We start from the raw sequence: 15,602 nt of genomic DNA on the forward strand, positions 1-15,602 counted from the left end.
ATATTTTCAGCTAGATATCAAAATCTTATTTAAAATCAGGAAAATTTAGATGATAAATAAAAGTTGAACATATATCCGCCACGCGAACTTTTCGGTAGATTTGGATAACGTTTAACTATCTTTTATCAAGGATGCGGATTCTTATGGATGCTCTGGAGCAACAAAATACTCTAAGCCCCGACGATCGGGATTTTGTAACAGCACTGGCAAGTGGCCTCGACGTCATTCTGGCTTTTGACGCTGCCAACCCGTGCATGACATTGAGTGAGGTGGCGGCACGAACTGACATGAATCGCGCCCGGGCCAGGCGCTTTTTACTGACGCTGCATGCGCTCGGTTATGTGCGCAAACAAAAACGTTATTTCGAGTTAGCGCCTAAAGCGCTGCAGCTCGGTTATTCTTTTCTTTCCGCGAACAACTACCATGCGGTCATCCAGCAATTCCTTGAAGATATAACCCTTGAGTGCGGCGAATCCTCATCGCTGGGCGTTCTGGATGGCGACGAGGTGGCCTACGTGGCTCGCTCTGCCGCCAAGCATCGCTTAATGTCGATTTCGCTTTCCGTAGGCACCCGATTACCCGCAGCCTACACGTCAATGGGCCGAATGCTGCTAGCACATTTGCCAGAAGACGAGCTCAAAAACTATCTCGACAGAGTGAAGCTTGAGCGCCATACCGAAAAATCCATCGACGATCGAGCCCAACTACACGACTGTATTCTCAAGGTACGCGCGCAGGGCTACTGTATCGTCGACCAAGAGTTGGATTCGGGGTTACGCTCCCTGGCGGTACCCGCTTTCGATGCCAAAAATAAACTTTTGGGCGCCATTAACATAAGTACCAACGCATCACGTATCAGCCTCGATACGTTGCACAATACCTTCCTGCCACTATTGCAGGACAAGGCTCGGCTGATCCGTGCCAATGTCAGCTAACTCGCCACGCTTATCTAAATATTCATGCCATAACTCTTAGGCCATTATTTCAGGCCTCAGGATTTTAAACATATTCTCAGGCATTCGTAACAACCGCATGACCCGTCAATCGCTCCCGGTCATGGGGTTGTTCGAAGCTGAAAACCGGCCCTTTCGGCACAATGCGAGTGGGATTAATGGTGGTATGACTGCAGTAGTAGTGGCGCTTGATGTGTTCGAAGTCCACGGTCTTTTTCATGCCTGGCCACTGGTAAAGTTCGCGCATATAGTTCGCTAGATTGGGGTAATCCTCTATGCGTCTTATGTTGCATTTGAAGTGACCGTAATAAACCGCGTCAAAGCGAATCAAAGTAGCAAACAAACGAATATCCGCTTCAGTGAGCCACTCTCCGGCGAGGTAGCGCTGCTCCGAGAGGCGCACCTCCATTCGATCAAGTGCCTCGAACAGAGCAGCCACGTGCGTGTCGTAAACCGCTTGTTCAGTGGCGAAGCCTGCCTTATAGACGCCATTATTGATGTGTTCGTAGACATCATCGTTGATCGCGTCGATGATCCCGCGCATGGATTCAGGATAGAAATCGAGACGATTGCCGGTGAGCTCGTCAAACGCGGAGTTGAATATCCGTACCAAATCCGCAGACTCGTTATTAATAAGCCGGCTCTGTTGTTTGTCCCATAGCGCAGGCACAGTGACCCGACCGGTATAGTCCGGGTCAGTCATTGTGTAGAGTTGGTGGTGGAAATCCACGCCGCTGACGGCATCTCCGCTCGAGCCTTCCTCTACGTGGTAAGACCATCCCTGGTCAAGCATCAGCGGACTGGTGTACGACACCGAAACAAGATCGTTCAGGCCTTTAAGCTGTCGCAGCATCAGAACTCGATGCGCCCATGGGCAAGCGAGGGATACATACAGATGATACCGATCTCGATCCGCGGGAAGCCCTCGCTGTCCGTCGGGGCCCGACCTGCCGTCAGGTGTTATCCAATGGCGAAGCTTTGAGGATTCACGAACAAACTCGCCTCCTTCCTTTTTGGTGTCATATCCCTGGTCGTGCCATTCGCCTTCAATCAATAGGCCCATAAGTATCTCCGGTAATTAGCTGATAAATTCGGCCGAAAGCATAAACGGTTTATCTCGACCATTCCGTTCAAGTTTTTCAACTCTTTAATCGCGATAATCGAATGGTTTGAGACTGAGCACAGCTTCTTTGAGCCACCTCGCAACGCTCTTTATAGCCGGGCCCGCTCCATCCCGATCTTTGAATATCAACTGCATGGGAACCAACCGCGAGCCTACATCACCCAACGGTAGAGGTTTCAGCCTGCCACTTTCGAATGCCTCGCGGAGCCGGATCTCCGGAAACCAGGCAAAACCCAGCCCACGTTCGAGCATGTCCTGAGAGGTGGATAAGTGGCTGACCGTCCAGCGCTGTTCAGCCTCGAGCCATCCGGCATCCGTCGACTTATGAAGCGCCGAGTCACGCACCACAAGCTGGCGATGCTGTTCTAAATCACGCAGATCGAGCGGGCGCTCCAAAAGGTGCAGGGGATGATTCGGGTGCGCTACGGCAATGAAACGCAAGGTAATCAGTGGCTCACCGAGAAAACCGCGGGCGGCAATGCTCGATACAACAAGGTCGGCGCGGCCATCCTGGAGTATCTCCACACCCCCATTGAGAACCGTTTCATACAACTTCACACGCACGAACGGATACTCCTCGGAGAAGCCCTCCATCGCGCGAGCTAGAACATCAACAGGAAATATTTGGTCAACCGCCAAAGTAACTTCTGATTCCAATCCCCCTGCCACGCTCTCTGCAACCGCCTCTAGCGCTTCAGCGTTCTCGATCAGCTGCCTTGCGCGGCGCAACAACATCTCCCCTGCCTCGGTCAAACGCACTTGTCTACCAACAGGCTCAAGCAAAGTAACACCCAGCTGGGACTCTAATTTGTGTACAGCATGGTGGAGCGTCGAGGCGCTCTTATGAATCGCCACAGCGGCCCGGGCAAAGCCTCCATGATCGACGACTGCCGCCAGCATCCGCCATTGCACTAAGGTTACACGTGACATTTCGTTTTACTCGAATGATAAGACGAAAATTATGCGATTAACGTTCGAAAAACTAATTGTATAGTAAATGAACTCATCAGGACTACGGGATTTTTATGACAACGCGCACCATCCAACGCAAAACAAAAAGTCAGCCCAGCCAAGATGGCGACGGCGTCAAGATTTCGCGAATTAATGACTTCAAAGGCGGACTTGACCCATTTCTGATGCTCGACGAACTCCGGTCAGAATGTCCCGACGATTACATTGGCGGCTTCCCTTCCCATCCACACCGGGGCATTCAAACATTGACCTATGTGCTCCAAGGGGGACTCACCCACAAGGATCATTTGGAGCACACCAGCACCATCGGTGTGGGAGACGCCCAGTGGATGCATACCGGCCACGGGATGATCCATTCCGAAATGCCTCTAACCGATGTTCATGGACTGCATGCTTTCCATGCTTTGGCTAAACCTGCCGGCCCGCGACAAGCTCAGCGACGCCACATACAGAGATGTAAAAGCGGTCGAAATGCCGCGCATCAAAGCCTCTGGAAGTGAACTGATCGCCTTGGGCGGTGACTGGCGGCTTGAGGGTCAAAACATCAGCGGCCCCCTTGAGAATTTGGCGGGCCAGGGAGCCGTGGCGCATTTATGTTTCGAACCAGGGTCGCTCACTCTCGAGCATTCGGCACCAACGCTGCTGATCTATGTATTCGAGGGACAACTCGAAGTCAGCGGCCAGGAACTCAAACAGGGCGAACTGGGATGCCTGGGCCCGGGCAGCGAAATACACCTGAGCGGTGATGCCAAATCGCAAGCATTGATTTTAGCGGGCGTTGCACATCGCGAACCCATCGCTCACTACGGCCCCTTTGTAATGAATACCCAAGAGGAAATCGAACAAGCGCTGCGTGACTATCGAAATGGAACCCTGGCGCTATAAAAGACTCGCGAAAGCGGGGTAATACTCACTCCAAATAAAAACCACGTTAGAGAGTAAACAAATGACTTACAACAAAAAGCAACGTAACTGCATGAGTGATCAGCGAACAAACCTGATGCCCATCCGCGGCCTCACCTATGTCAGCCTTATGGCGTTGGCATTACCCGTATTGGCGCAAGATAATCTGCCCGCTGGCATTAACAGCGGCAGTGACACCAACAGAATGACCTCCATCGAAAACCGCTTAAACACAATAGAAGAAAAAGTACCTTTGCGGTTGAGTTTGGGCGTTGAAACGCTGTACATCCTCGCCGACCACGATGAAAGCAGTCGTGAAAAAACAGGCAATTTTTTTGCAGACAAAATTGAAATTATTGCCAGTGGTGAATTCGATAACGGGCTCTATTACAGCTCTCGTTGGGACTACCAGATAACTCAACAAGGCTTCTTTCCGGCTTATACATACCTGGGTTACGACCTTTCCGATAAATGGACGGTACAGGGTGGTGTTCTGAACCAACCTCTCGGCGCTGGTGTTGACGGTTCATACTACGACAACAGCTTTCTCAGCGATGTTCCATTATGGCTGGGCCTGGCAAACAACCCTGACATGGGCGTAAAAACCATCTTTGAAGACGACAGTCTTGAGCTGGTTTTCAGTTTTATGAAAAACACGGAAGCGTTGAGCTCCAACCCGAACGCCCGTTTTCGCCCAGATGTGGTCAGCCAAGGTGCAATCAATCCTCGCGGATTTAGCGGTGATACCTTCTTTGCAAACGTTGAACCGATAAACACGTTTGGCGGTGGGGGTGCTTACACATTTAACCTGAACAACAGGTCAGATTTACAACTCGGGATCAACGGACAGGCGGGCGACTATTACAACACAGCGACTAAATCAGACGGTGGCGACCACTGGGCTGCCGCTGCCTTCGCCAATTACAGTAACGGCGGGTTCGGGGGCACCCTTCAAGCCTTGACGTATAAGCACAACATTGAGGAAGACCGAACTGCCCCGGGCCAAACTCGAGATTCCATCGCCCTGTCGACCGGTGCACTTATTCCGGCCAATGGAACGGTCTACTCGTCACGGCTTTCATACACCATGCCTGCCGACCTCGGGATTTATAAAAGCGTCCAGTTCTACCACGACTATGATTACCTTAACAGCGGCAGTAACGACAAATTTACGGCGTTGGACACCCAGTTCAATATCGTTGGCGTGCGGCTCACAACCGGCAGTTTCTATACATGGATCAGTATTCTAACCTCGAAAAATGCCAACTTTGCAAACGGAGGACCAGCACGAAACGATGATAGCTGGAGCACACAGTTCAACATCGTGAACTCACTCTATTTCTGAGCCGTTAGAGGTAAGGTCCCGCTCACTGACTTCAACACAGTTTGCGGGACTACCTACGCTTATCGAGTTAACAAGGTTGGCCCGATATTTTCACTAAATCGGTCTCAAGGCAGTCTTATGAGCATTATCTGTTCTGTTCTTCAACGCAAGATGCATGAACACACCAACCTGGCCGTTATGACATTGATTGCGACATTGGGTGTGACATTGAAAGCCATCCAATGGAAGCGGTTACGGGACCTGGCGTTACTCGGCACCTGTTTTCTTGTTTTAACCGCGTGCTCTTCCGTGCCTAACCGTTCGAGCGCAGACCTTGGCATTGGCGACGCTGTAAAAACAGTTCCAATTGAACCTGGCACCGCCAACAACGATCACCCCGTTAAAATCTCACCCCAAGTTTTGGCCAGCTTGCTGAATGATTTAACAATGAAACCGTCGCCTGAATCAGATGATTTTTTTGGATTATCCAGACAACCCCTCAACCAATCAGTCTTTAAAAGCGATCAGTCTCGGCGCATAGCAATGGCGCTAAGCCGCAACCTCGCAGCCGCTGCTCCCGATGAAGACATCGCCGTCCGTGCTGAACAGCAACGCACCGATCGCTACGTAGGTTTGAAAGATGCTGACATAACCGCCTTCCGCGTTTTTTTTGTCGACGGTAAGCTTAACCTGATCTTCGGGACTTTGGCTAAAGACCCTCGCACAGATGCGAGCGGCGTAGCACCGCCTCCTATTGATGCACCTAAGCGCAGACTGAACCGAACGGCCAACATTATTACAGAGATCGGTTCGCGAACTAAACCAGGTGAAGGCCCTGCAATACTGCTGCCAAATGTTAATGCGAGTCCAGGCGGAGCCAATCGCGTTGACTGGCTGAAGTTCAGCAAACTGACTGGCTCAAGTAATAGCTCTACCAAAACAGTGTCTCAAACAGCACCGCGGAACATACATGAGAAAATCGATTCAACCGATGACCTTCTAATGCCAACAGGAGGCAAGGATCTCGCAGAAAAACTGAAAGTAATAAAACAGCTTCGTAACCAAGGGTTGATAAGCGACGAACTCTATCAGGAGAAATTGCGGAGCTTGGTCGATCGTTATCTCGAAACACCGCCTTATGCTAAAGATTGAGACGTGCATCAAAATGAAAATTTGCGGAGGGGTCTTTTGAATAGAAAAATCTGTCGCGGTTTTTAACATCACTCCAAACGTAAAAAAGGCAGACCAGTAAGTGACTGGCCTGCCTTTTTTAAGATGGCCGGCGCATCAGGCGCACCGCCATGGGACGTTTTACCCCAAGGTTTGCCGAACAGCATGAACGATGTCAGAGAATGACTCAGGACGAGGTGTGGTGTTCACCGAAACACCAAGGCGCCGGCTGAGCTCGTCAGCAGACAAAAGCCCGCGGACAACTTTATCCTCTTCACCGGCAACCGTTTCTATTACCAGAAGATAGTCCGAATGCAACTCCCTGAAAGTGGACAGCAAGTCATCAACGGTCAGGTTTTGCAGTTTGTTGAAACCAATCGTTGGCAGGCTCCAAACCGGCCGCATAACATCCTGTGCCACCAGGTCAGCGATGGAGCTTCCACGCTGGCTGGCAAGGCTCATGGGTAAGGAACCGATCAGATCTTTCATGTGCAGCATTCCGATCACATCATCCTTGCGATTAATAACCACGCACAAGGTTTCTCCGGAAAGCTCCAGCTTTTTCCCGATCGCGTGGATATCCTCTGATGAGCGGACGGTTAGCGGGTTTTGCCTGTTAAAGTCTTTCAGTAGTTCGGTTGCAAGATCGTCGTGGGTAAGGGCATTTTGCGCCCGAGACGCAAGCCGGTAACGGGCACTGACCGGTTGTTCAGCCATAACATGCAGTTGATTGCTCATGGTAATTCCTCATTACTAAAGATCATTCCGTCAGACACAACCTGCCCAGATATAGGCAAGTAAAATCCGGGTGTTCGCAAATGTCTAAAGCAGTGAGGGGGGCGCCTGTGACTGGCCGGGGTAACTGAGAAGTCGTGAAGGAGGTCTTTCAAAGGCCAAAAGGTGCAGGGCATGGGAAGTGAGCGCCAGAGACGGAAAGCCGATAGTAGAAGGCTGCGGTATCGCATCCCCGGGAGAAGACGCCCCCTCGGTTGATCCCGCCGTGCCCTGCCAGTCGCCCAACGCAACGGCGGTTGCAACCGGTTTGCCCTGTTCTGGAAGAGCGACGGATACCAATGTCCAGACAACAAAAATCAATCCAAGCAATGCGACAAAATTGCCTGTCAAACTGACTTTTTGTTCGGGGCGACTGGTCATCATTTCACCGTTAACTGCCTAACCAATGTCTGGGTTAATGTCTATAATAACGCCAACTCCAAGTAACAATACAAGCTGGCTAATGTAAAAGCACGCGTAACTATTCAGCTCAAATTTTCTAAAAAAGTTCTTGACAGGGTTTTGACTTCAATTCCGAGAACTTTGGCCGCACTCAGTGCGAGGCCATAAAGTCGTGCGCAGAACCTCCACCATCCTCTCGGTGCAGTCTTGTGCTGTCGCTCATCCCCGGGGCGCAGTGGCCTTGAAAAAGTCGCTCAAATCCGCGCTCAGGACGAAAAATTCGACCTAAGAAAGTCGTGCGATAATAATGAATCACTCGACGGTACTCAGACCCATGAAGATCAGCAACATCGATGTCGACGCCGCGCTGGCGAACGTCAGACACCAACTCCAAGCAGACACAACCGTCGCGCCTTCCATGCGGACGGCCATCGAGTTGCTGATTGTGCTGGTCCAGATACTGAGTGGGCGGATTAACACCCACAGTGCCAACAGCAGCACGCCGCCGTCCCAGGATCCGAACCGCCCCAGACAGAACCGTTTGAAGAGCGGGCGCAAGCCGGGCGGGCAGCCCGGCCGCATTGGCAAGACGCTGCAACCGGTGGTAGATCCGGATGCCATCCAGCGGGTGAAAGTGGATCGACGCACCTTACCCAAAGGCGGCGCATTTCGGGTTGTGGGCGTCGAGAAACGTCAGGTCATTGACCTGGACATCCGCCGTTTTGTCACCGAGTACCAGGCCGAGATCCTGGAAAATGCCCAGGGGCAACGTTTTGTGGCGCCTTTTCCGGTCGGTGTAGAACGCTCGGTTCAGTACGGCCCGCAGCTGAAGGCCCACGCGGTCTATCTGTCGCAATACCAGCTCCTGCCCTATGATCGCATCCGCGAGTACTTCGAAGACCAGGTCGGCATCCCACTGAGTGTCGGCTCACTGTTCAACTTCAATCAGGACGCTTTCAATAAGGCCGCTGAATTTGAGCCGTGGGTCAAGGATCGCCTGGCCGAGGCGTCGGTGGTTCACGCCGATGAAACAGGCGTGAACATCGGTGGTCAACGTCACTGGCTGCACGGCGCATCGAATGACCGACTGACCTGGCTTGCGCCCCATGCACAACGAGGCCAGAAAGCGATGAATGCGATCGGCATCCTGCCGCGCTTCAACGGTGTGCTCTGTCATGATCACTGGAAGCCGTATTACCGTTATTCATGCTTGCACTCTCTGTGCAATGCGCACCACCTGCGAGAACTTCAGCGCGCCTGGGAGCAGGATAAACAGGTGTGGGCTCAACGGATGCAAACTCTACTGAACATCATGACCGACAGCGTCGACGACGCCGGCGGCTGCCTGCCACCGGACAAAGCGCAGCGGTGGCGCAAGGTGTACCGACGCTGCCTGGCAAAAGCGCAAAAAGAGTGCCCGCCACCGGATGAAAGCCTGCGCCAAGGCAAGCCCGGGCGGCTCAAACGCACGCGGGCACGCAACCTGCTGGAGCGGTTGATCGCCTACGAATCGGATGTGCTACGCTTCCTCGACAATCCAGAGGTACCGTTTACCAACAACCAAGGTGAGCGGGACATCCGTATGTTCAAAGTGCAGCAGAAAATATCGGGTTGTTTTCGATCCTTTGAAGGAGCCGAGATCTTCTGTCGCGTGCGCAGTTATCTGTCGACGGCGCGTAAGCAGAACGTGTCTGCCTCGAAAGCCCTGATGCATTTGTTCGAGGGGAGTATGCCGCCGTTCATGGCGGTGGGTGCGGGTAATGATACGACCGTTTTAAATCAAACCAGCTGAATAGTTACAAGCACGCAATCTATTAAGCCGGCATTGACACCCACGGCTTTCGGATTCTCAACCAGTTTCGCGGCGCGTCAACCAGACTAGGTCTGCGGTGCTGGGGATAGCATTAGCCAAAAGACACTCGGCTGGACTAATCAGCAGCTCTTTTCTAAAAAAAACAAAAGTAGTCGTAAAGTAGCAGACGGCTGACTCTGAGGTCGCATTGAACCAATGCCCAAATCCAATAACATGGGACATATTACTAGAAAAATAACAGGGGTAACCCATGGTCGGGCGCATCACGCTCCTTATGATTTGCTTCTTTGCCTGTTTTTCCGCAGCTCAGGCCGAACTCTCCGAAGACAAAAAGGCGCTGATACAGGAATTGTTTCCGTCGGCAACGGTTATTGAAGAGAAGTTAGCAGACTTTCCCGTTTACCCCGTTTATCAGCTGCAAGAGCTACTGGGCTATGCTTATGAGTCGATTGATTTAAGCAGGCTTCAGGGCTTCGCCGGCCAGCCGATCAGCATGCTGATCGGCATGGACACCCGTGGCCGCTTTACCGGCGTGAAAGTGCTGAATCATCACGAACCGGTGTTCTTGCACGGCTTGGGAGAAGAGCCGCTGTTCGACTTTGTTAATCAATACAAAGGGCAATCACTGCGGGAACAAATCATTATAAACACGTCCAATACCGGCCGCCCGAGGCGAACCAGTGATGGCAATACGGTGTATTTTGACGGTGTCAGCAAAGCCACTGTCTCTGTTCTTATTATTAATGACACTTTACTGTCATCGGCTTTAAAAGTGGCCCGCAACAAACTGGCGGGTTTTGTGCAGACCGCACAAACACGGGCAAAACCAGACTTTTTTGAAAGGCTCAGCTGGCAACAGCTGCTCGAGCGGGGCTACATTGGCCATTGGAAGCTAAGCCGTGATGCCATTGAATCTGAGTTTGGCCGCCCACTTACGGACTATCCCCAGGGTTTTGAAGGGACTGACAACAGCCCCTTCACCGAACTGTTCTTCGGCTATATCAACGCCCCTATGGTAGGCCGCAACCTGTTGGGAGACCAAGGCTATCAAAAGCTAATGGCTTATATAGCCCCGGGCGCGCAAGTAATGCTGGTGCTGTCCGGCGGAGCCTTTCCCCACGTATCCGAAAGCTTTATACCCGGCAGCAATCCAGAGCGGCTTAGCCTGAGTCAGAATGGGCTGGCCGTGGAAGTGCGCGACTTGAACCTATCCGGCCAGGGCCTGGAGTTGCAGGCCGCCGGCATGCCCGATCTGGCAGCCCACAATTTCTTCCGCATAGGCGGAAGCGCTGGCTTTAGTCCCGGTGCCGATGTCACGTTGAATTTTCACATCGAACTTGCCCGTAACCATCTGGTGCGAGATAGCATCATTATGGACGTGCCTGTTCGCTTCAACGCGGATTTGTTTGAAACGGTAGAACCCGCTCCGTCGTTTATGGATGAACGCGAGCCTATATGGATTGGCCTGTGGAAGCAGCGCTGGTGGCAAATCGCCATTTTGTTAACGGCACTCACAGTATTGACTGTTTTTTTCTCTCGTCAAAAAACATTAAGCCGACAGCCAAAACTAGTACATCGGTTTCGCTGGGGGTTTCTGTTTTTTACCCTGTTTTACATTGGCTTTTTCGCTCAGGGCCAGCTGTCGGTGGTTAATATCTACACGCTTTTCCTGGCGATCTGGGATGGTTTTTCTCTCAATGTGTTTCTACTCGATCCCATTATTTTCATTCTATGGGTGTATACCTTTATCAGCCTGTTCATTTGGGGCCGCGGCCTGTTCTGTGGGTGGCTGTGTCCGTTTGGTGCACTTCAGGAGATGGCCGCCTGGCTGGGCGAAAAGCTTCGCCTGCGCCAGATCAAAGTGCCAGAGCAATGGCATCGTCGCCTGATTTTGATCAAGTACCCTATTCTGATCGGCTTGCTGGGCACGGCTTTTTACTCTCTTACGCTGGCGGAAAAGCTGGTCGAAGTGGAACCCTTCAAAACCAGCATCACCTTGCTTTTTGTACGTCATTGGCCGTTTGTGGTTTACGCCGTCGGGCTGCTGGTGATCGGGATGTTTATCAACAAATTCTATTGCCGCTACCTGTGCCCGTTGGGCGCCGGATTGGCGATCATCGGCCGGCTAAGGCTTTTCAGCTGGCTGGACCGGGTGGAGTTGTGCGGCACCCCTTGCCAGCATTGCAAGAACGCCTGCGGCATTAACGCCATTCGCAAAGACGGAAGAATTGATTACGACGAATGCATTCAGTGCCTGGAATGCGTAGTGATACTCAACGACGAAGAACAGTGCGTAGACAAACGCCTGCAGAATAAAAAAAGCCAGCGTCAGGCCCACATACTGGCCACCGACGCTGGCAATCCTTAACAGGCCGGGAAGGCCTGAACGCTATGAAGAAACGTCACAGCCTTGTGATGGGCCACGGATACAGCTCACATTATGCCCGTGTCAAAAAAGCATCTGTGGCAATAACCTCAGCGTAAGCAAATGCCAAGCCGGCCATAAACGCTGCGTGCACATGCGCCGCCGGCACTTTAACGCCATTGAACTCGGCGTCTAGCGTTGCACATGCGTCGTGCAAAACAACGTTGGCGTAGCCCAAGTCGCCGGCAGCACGGGTGATGGCGTCGATGCAAATGTGACTCATCGCACCCACAATCACCAAATGGGTAATCTGCTCGCGCTGCAGCAGAGCTTGCAGCTCGGTGCCTTTGAAGCTGTTTACTTCGTGCTTCAGAACCTGGAACTCACCGTTTGCCGGTGCCAGGCTGGCGCGAATGTTGGCGCCGTCAGTGCCCGGCACAAAGAACGGAGCGTCGCTGGAGGCAAATTCATGGCGAACGTGAATCACGGGTTGCTGGCGCTCGCGGAAATCAGCGAGCACCTTTTCAACGTTTTTGGCAGCAGTTTCAACGCCGTTCAGCGTCCACTTGCCATCAGGAAAGTAGTCATTCTGCATATCGACGATAATCAGGGCGGTCTTGGTCATGTGTCTCTCCAGTTAAATTGATACTGCTTATACTAACGTGCTCTGTTATCCTACGCGGGTGGCAATACTGACAATAAAAAGGCAAAAACTGACATGTTGCAAACCGTCAATGTTGCAATTCTGGTTGTGCCTGGCACCGCACTTTCAGCCGTTTACGGGCTGATAGACCTGTTTCAAAGTGCCAATCGCATTCTTGGTGAATTTCAAAGCACCCCTGACATTACCTTCAGCGTCAGCCGTTGGCAGTTGGATGAGGAACAGGTTATTTCGATGGATCCCGGGGCCGTGCCCCCTGCCCTGGTCATTGTTCCGCCAATACTCGACGGCCAAGCTTATCTTGATCCGCAACCCATCATCGGCGCCCAATTAGCTACTTGGCACAAACAGGGTGTAGTCATCAGCTCGGCCTGCGCGGGTGCTTTTTTTCTGGCGCAAGCAGGCCTGCTGGAGGGGCGTCGCGCCACCACGCACTGGCAGTTGGAAAGCGCTTTCCGCTGTGCATATCCAACCATCGAGCTGGACACCGATGCATTGCTTATAACAGATCCAGACCTGGTAACCGCCGGCGGGGTAATGTCCTGGATGGACCTTGGGCTGCACCTGATCGGGCGCTATGTGACGCCAACGGTGGTGCAGGCATTGGGCCGATTTTTACTGGTCGATACCGGTGCGCGCCAGCAAAGCTACTACCGCAGTTTCATACCCGTGCTGGACCACAACGACCGGGCGATCCTTCACGTGCAGCACCATATTCACCGGGCCTATGACCAGCCATTAAATATTGCGCAGATGGCGGCGATGGCCGCGCTTACGGAGCGAACGTTCATCCGTCGTTTTATAAAAGCCACACAGCTACGACCGGCGGAATACCTGCAGCAACAACGGGTTCATAAAGCACGGGAAAAACTGGAAAACACCGCAACAACCATCGAGCGGATAGCTTGGCAAGTTGGCTACGAGGATATAAGTGCGTTTCGCCGAATGTTCCAGAAAAAAACCGGGCTGACACCGAGCCAGTACAGAGAACGCTTCGCTCGCAACCAAAAAGAAATTTCCGGCAGAAAACACAAAAGCCCAGACCGGTAAATTGCGGGTCTGGGCTTTTCAAGCCATAAATCTATCTTACACACTCATCGCCTAGTAGCGATTAACCACTTACTGCTGTTGCGGTTGCTTCGCGCTTGCTCGCCAGCCAGTTAGCAGAAATGACAAACATCATCACCACCATACCGGCAATTTCAGTCATCAGATTGGGGTAAAACACGCCAAAAATTGCCGCAGTAATAGCCAGGCGAGGCAGCCACGACATTCTGGTAAACAAATACCCTTCCAAGGCTGCAGCAAAGGCCCCTAATGCCAGAATGGCAATGACTGCGTTCCAAGCCACCAAAAGCACGGGACCGCCCATGATGATTTCTGGATTAAAGACCATAAACAGCGGAATCAAGTAGAGCCCTTTGGCAAACTTCCACGCCTGGAAGCTCGTTTCCATCGGTTTACTGCCCGCAATGGCCGCCCCGGCAAATCCTGCCAAGGCTATTGGCGGCGTTACGTTGGAGTCTTGGGAGTACCAGAACACCACCAAGTGCGCGACCAGAAGCGGCACACCAAACTCAGCCGTCAATGCAGGCCCAACAAGCACAATCAATACGATATAGCTGGCGGTAACAGGCAGCCCCATACCAAGAACCAGGCTGGCCAACAACACCATCACCAACGCTAAGACAAGGTTACCGCCAGAGAAGGCCAGCATCATGGCGGAGAATTTCAGACCTAAGCCGGTCAAACCCACCACCCCGACGATAATCCCAGCGACCGCGCACGCCATAGACACCGCCACCGCATTGCGCGCACCTAGCTCCAAGCCTTCTACAAGCTTGGCCAGGCCGGCACGCATAATATCTTTGACGGCTGTAACAGTCACCGGTTGCCCCTGCCGGGGCGCCAGGACAAAAAACCACACTGAGTAGCGCAACACGGCTACCGCCGCTATTGTCACCACCGCGTAGAAACCCACCCGCATCGGCGACATACTCATCGCCAGCAGCCAAACCAGCATGGCTAACGGAAGCAGGAAGTGCCAGCCATCTTTCATTACCTGACGCATTTGCGGCAGTTCTTCTTTGGGCAGCCCCTGCATACCCTGCTTGAGGGCAATGATGTGCACAAACAGATAAACCGTAGCGAAATACATAATCGCGGGCAGGATACTGACCTTAACGATCTCCAAGTACGGCGTATTGGTGTACTCAGCAATCAAAAAGGCACCTGCACCCATCAACGGTGGCATAATCTGCCCGCCAGTAGAGGCTGCGGCTTCGATACCGCCCGCCTGTTTGGCCGAATAACCCAGCTTCTTCATTAACGGAATGGTAAAGGCGCCCGTGGTGACCACGTTGGCAATGGCGCTACCGGAAATAGACCCCATGCCAGCCGAAGCCAGCACCGCTGCCTTGGCGGGCCCGCCGCGCTGGCGACCGGTGGCTGCATAGGCCATATCAATAAAGAATTTACCGGCACCGGTGCATTCCAGGAAGGCTCCGAACAGTACAAAAATAAAGATATAGGTTGCCGCCACGCCCAGCGGCAAGCCAAAAATTCCCTCTTGCCCAAGATAGAGCTGGCCGGCAACACGATCAATGTTATAGCCCCGGTGTTCCAAAATACCCGGCATCCATTCGCCCAACCACGGCAGCTCGCCTCGCGGGCCGGCAAACGCGTACACAATTGCCAACAGGCCAATCACGGTCATACCAAAACCCACTGCACGGCGACTGGCTTCTAAAACGGTCACTGTGGCGATACAGCCGACCAGAATATCGGTGCTATTCCAAAAACCCGCACGGCTGAAAATCTCGTCCAAATTGAGTACTAAATAGCCGCCCGTCAGCACTGCACCGGCTAAAAATATCACGTCCAGGCCCCATCCCATTACCCCGCGTTTACGGGTTGGACCGAAGGCTGGAAACATTAAAAACGCCAGCACCATGATGAGCGCCAGGTGAATGCTGCGCTGATAAAAAAGCCCTAAAGGCTGAATACCCGCGGAATAGAGTTGAAACAGGGAAAGACCCACCGCCACAATGGTGATGGCCCACAACACCGTGCGGGGTTGAATCACATTCCCCCTCGGCATTGTGATCGGCGGTTGCTTGGATTCGTTCATGAAGTCCTCGTC

At 52.6% G+C, this 15,602-nt stretch carries 14 protein-coding genes; 8 read left to right on the forward strand and 6 right to left on the reverse strand.

Annotated elements, in window-relative coordinates:
- The first annotated feature begins 143 nt into the window (after positions 1–143).
- Entirely contained in the window at positions 144–935 is a 792-nt protein-coding gene (locus tag MELB17_RS08400; RefSeq protein ID WP_007349758.1) for an IclR family transcriptional regulator C-terminal domain-containing protein, read from the forward strand.
- Between the two features lie 76 nt (positions 936–1,011).
- Here MELB17_RS08400 and MELB17_RS08405 read toward each other — a convergent pair whose 3' ends face one another.
- Together MELB17_RS08405 and MELB17_RS08410 are read right to left on the reverse strand one after the other, a co-directional pair.
- Positions 1,012–2,016: a glutathione S-transferase family protein gene (locus MELB17_RS08405; RefSeq protein ID WP_007349759.1), complete on the reverse strand. Its 1,005-nt coding sequence runs from the start codon at positions 2,014–2,016 to the stop codon at positions 1,012–1,014.
- A gap of 84 nt (positions 2,017–2,100) precedes the next feature.
- Complete coding sequence (locus MELB17_RS08410) at positions 2,101–3,006, reverse strand: LysR family transcriptional regulator (protein WP_036184074.1); 906 nt, start codon at positions 3,004–3,006, stop codon at positions 2,101–2,103.
- A gap of 95 nt (positions 3,007–3,101) precedes the next feature.
- Between MELB17_RS08410 and MELB17_RS25000 the strand changes: the two genes are divergently transcribed.
- The 4 genes from MELB17_RS25000 (at position 3,102) to MELB17_RS08425 (ending at position 6,427) form a co-directional block, all read left to right on the forward strand.
- Positions 3,102–3,548: a pirin family protein gene (locus MELB17_RS25000; RefSeq protein WP_198136462.1), complete on the forward strand. Its 447-nt coding sequence runs from the start codon at positions 3,102–3,104 to the stop codon at positions 3,546–3,548.
- Positions 3,520–3,933, forward strand: coding sequence for a pirin-like C-terminal cupin domain-containing protein (locus MELB17_RS25005; protein WP_198136463.1), 414 nt, complete (start codon positions 3,520–3,522; stop codon positions 3,931–3,933). Before MELB17_RS25000 ends, MELB17_RS25005 begins: the two co-directional genes overlap by 29 nt.
- Before the next feature lie 61 nt (positions 3,934–3,994).
- On the forward strand, positions 3,995–5,296 hold the full coding sequence (locus MELB17_RS08420; RefSeq protein WP_007349763.1) for a hypothetical protein: 1,302 nt from the start codon (positions 3,995–3,997) through the stop codon (positions 5,294–5,296).
- Between the two features lie 117 nt (positions 5,297–5,413).
- Positions 5,414–6,427 carry a hypothetical protein gene (locus MELB17_RS08425; RefSeq protein ID WP_007349764.1) on the forward strand — a complete coding sequence of 338 codons (1,014 nt, stop codon included), beginning with the start codon at positions 5,414–5,416 and terminating at the stop codon, positions 6,425–6,427.
- Between the two features lie 159 nt (positions 6,428–6,586).
- On the opposite strand, the gene MELB17_RS08430 is transcribed toward MELB17_RS08425, so the two are convergent.
- Positions 6,587–7,183: a CBS domain-containing protein gene (locus MELB17_RS08430; protein WP_007349765.1), complete on the reverse strand. Its 597-nt coding sequence runs from the start codon at positions 7,181–7,183 to the stop codon at positions 6,587–6,589.
- An 84-nt stretch (positions 7,184–7,267) separates the two neighbouring features.
- Complete coding sequence (locus MELB17_RS08435) at positions 7,268–7,600, reverse strand: hypothetical protein (RefSeq protein WP_036184077.1); 333 nt, start codon at positions 7,598–7,600, stop codon at positions 7,268–7,270.
- Positions 7,601–7,955: 355 nt separating this feature from the next.
- On the opposite strand from MELB17_RS08435, the gene MELB17_RS08440 reads away from it, so the two are divergent.
- Both MELB17_RS08440 and MELB17_RS08445 read left to right on the forward strand, forming a co-directional pair.
- Entirely contained in the window at positions 7,956–9,413 is a 1,458-nt protein-coding gene (locus MELB17_RS08440) for an IS66-like element ISMrsp4 family transposase (RefSeq protein WP_007349766.1), read from the forward strand.
- 271 nt (positions 9,414–9,684) lie between these two features.
- Positions 9,685–11,802 (forward strand): NosR/NirI family protein, encoded by a 2,118-nt coding sequence (locus MELB17_RS08445; RefSeq protein WP_007349767.1) that lies wholly within the window; start codon positions 9,685–9,687, stop codon positions 11,800–11,802.
- A 70-nt stretch (positions 11,803–11,872) separates the two neighbouring features.
- On the opposite strand, the gene MELB17_RS08450 is transcribed toward MELB17_RS08445, so the two are convergent.
- Positions 11,873–12,424, reverse strand: coding sequence for a cysteine hydrolase family protein (locus MELB17_RS08450; protein WP_007349768.1), 552 nt, complete (start codon positions 12,422–12,424; stop codon positions 11,873–11,875).
- A 93-nt stretch (positions 12,425–12,517) separates the two neighbouring features.
- Here MELB17_RS08450 and MELB17_RS08455 point away from each other — a divergent pair, with 93 nt between their 5' ends.
- Complete coding sequence (locus MELB17_RS08455) at positions 12,518–13,510, forward strand: GlxA family transcriptional regulator (protein WP_007349769.1); 993 nt, start codon at positions 12,518–12,520, stop codon at positions 13,508–13,510.
- A gap of 61 nt (positions 13,511–13,571) precedes the next feature.
- Here the strand turns inward: MELB17_RS08455 and MELB17_RS08460 are convergent, their stop codons facing one another.
- The gene (locus MELB17_RS08460; RefSeq protein WP_007349770.1) at positions 13,572–15,590 is read right to left on the reverse strand and encodes a TRAP transporter permease; all 2,019 of its coding nucleotides are present in this window, start codon (positions 15,588–15,590) and stop codon (positions 13,572–13,574) included.
- Positions 15,591–15,602: the final 12 nt, after the last annotated feature.

This window comes from Marinobacter sp. ELB17 (genome assembly GCF_000169375.1).
Classification (GTDB): domain Bacteria; phylum Pseudomonadota; class Gammaproteobacteria; order Pseudomonadales; family Oleiphilaceae; genus Marinobacter.

What these genes read in the sequence shown, in the direction of transcription:
- MELB17_RS08410 (WP_036184074.1), bottom strand. Translation starts at nt 3,006, where the DNA reads ATGTCACGTGTAACCTTAGTGCAATGGCGGATGCTGGCGGCAGTCGTC.
- MELB17_RS25000 (WP_198136462.1), top strand. Translation starts at nt 3,102, where the DNA reads ATGACAACGCGCACCATCCAACGCAAAACAAAAAGTCAGCCCAGCCAA.
- MELB17_RS08400 (WP_007349758.1), top strand. Translation starts at nt 144, where the DNA reads ATGGATGCTCTGGAGCAACAAAATACTCTAAGCCCCGACGATCGGGAT.
- MELB17_RS08425 (WP_007349764.1), top strand. Translation starts at nt 5,414, where the DNA reads ATGAGCATTATCTGTTCTGTTCTTCAACGCAAGATGCATGAACACACC.
- MELB17_RS08440 (WP_007349766.1), top strand. Translation starts at nt 7,956, where the DNA reads ATGAAGATCAGCAACATCGATGTCGACGCCGCGCTGGCGAACGTCAGA.
- MELB17_RS08450 (WP_007349768.1), bottom strand. Translation starts at nt 12,424, where the DNA reads ATGACCAAGACCGCCCTGATTATCGTCGATATGCAGAATGACTACTTT.
- MELB17_RS08420 (WP_007349763.1), top strand. Translation starts at nt 3,995, where the DNA reads ATGACTTACAACAAAAAGCAACGTAACTGCATGAGTGATCAGCGAACA.
- MELB17_RS25005 (WP_198136463.1), top strand. Translation starts at nt 3,520, where the DNA reads ATGCCGCGCATCAAAGCCTCTGGAAGTGAACTGATCGCCTTGGGCGGT.
- MELB17_RS08455 (WP_007349769.1), top strand. Translation starts at nt 12,518, where the DNA reads ATGTTGCAAACCGTCAATGTTGCAATTCTGGTTGTGCCTGGCACCGCA.
- MELB17_RS08435 (WP_036184077.1), bottom strand. Translation starts at nt 7,600, where the DNA reads ATGACCAGTCGCCCCGAACAAAAAGTCAGTTTGACAGGCAATTTTGTC.
- MELB17_RS08430 (WP_007349765.1), bottom strand. Translation starts at nt 7,183, where the DNA reads ATGAGCAATCAACTGCATGTTATGGCTGAACAACCGGTCAGTGCCCGT.
- MELB17_RS08460 (WP_007349770.1), bottom strand. Translation starts at nt 15,590, where the DNA reads ATGAACGAATCCAAGCAACCGCCGATCACAATGCCGAGGGGGAATGTG.
- MELB17_RS08405 (WP_007349759.1), bottom strand. Translation starts at nt 2,016, where the DNA reads ATGGGCCTATTGATTGAAGGCGAATGGCACGACCAGGGATATGACACC.
- MELB17_RS08445 (WP_007349767.1), top strand. Translation starts at nt 9,685, where the DNA reads ATGGTCGGGCGCATCACGCTCCTTATGATTTGCTTCTTTGCCTGTTTT.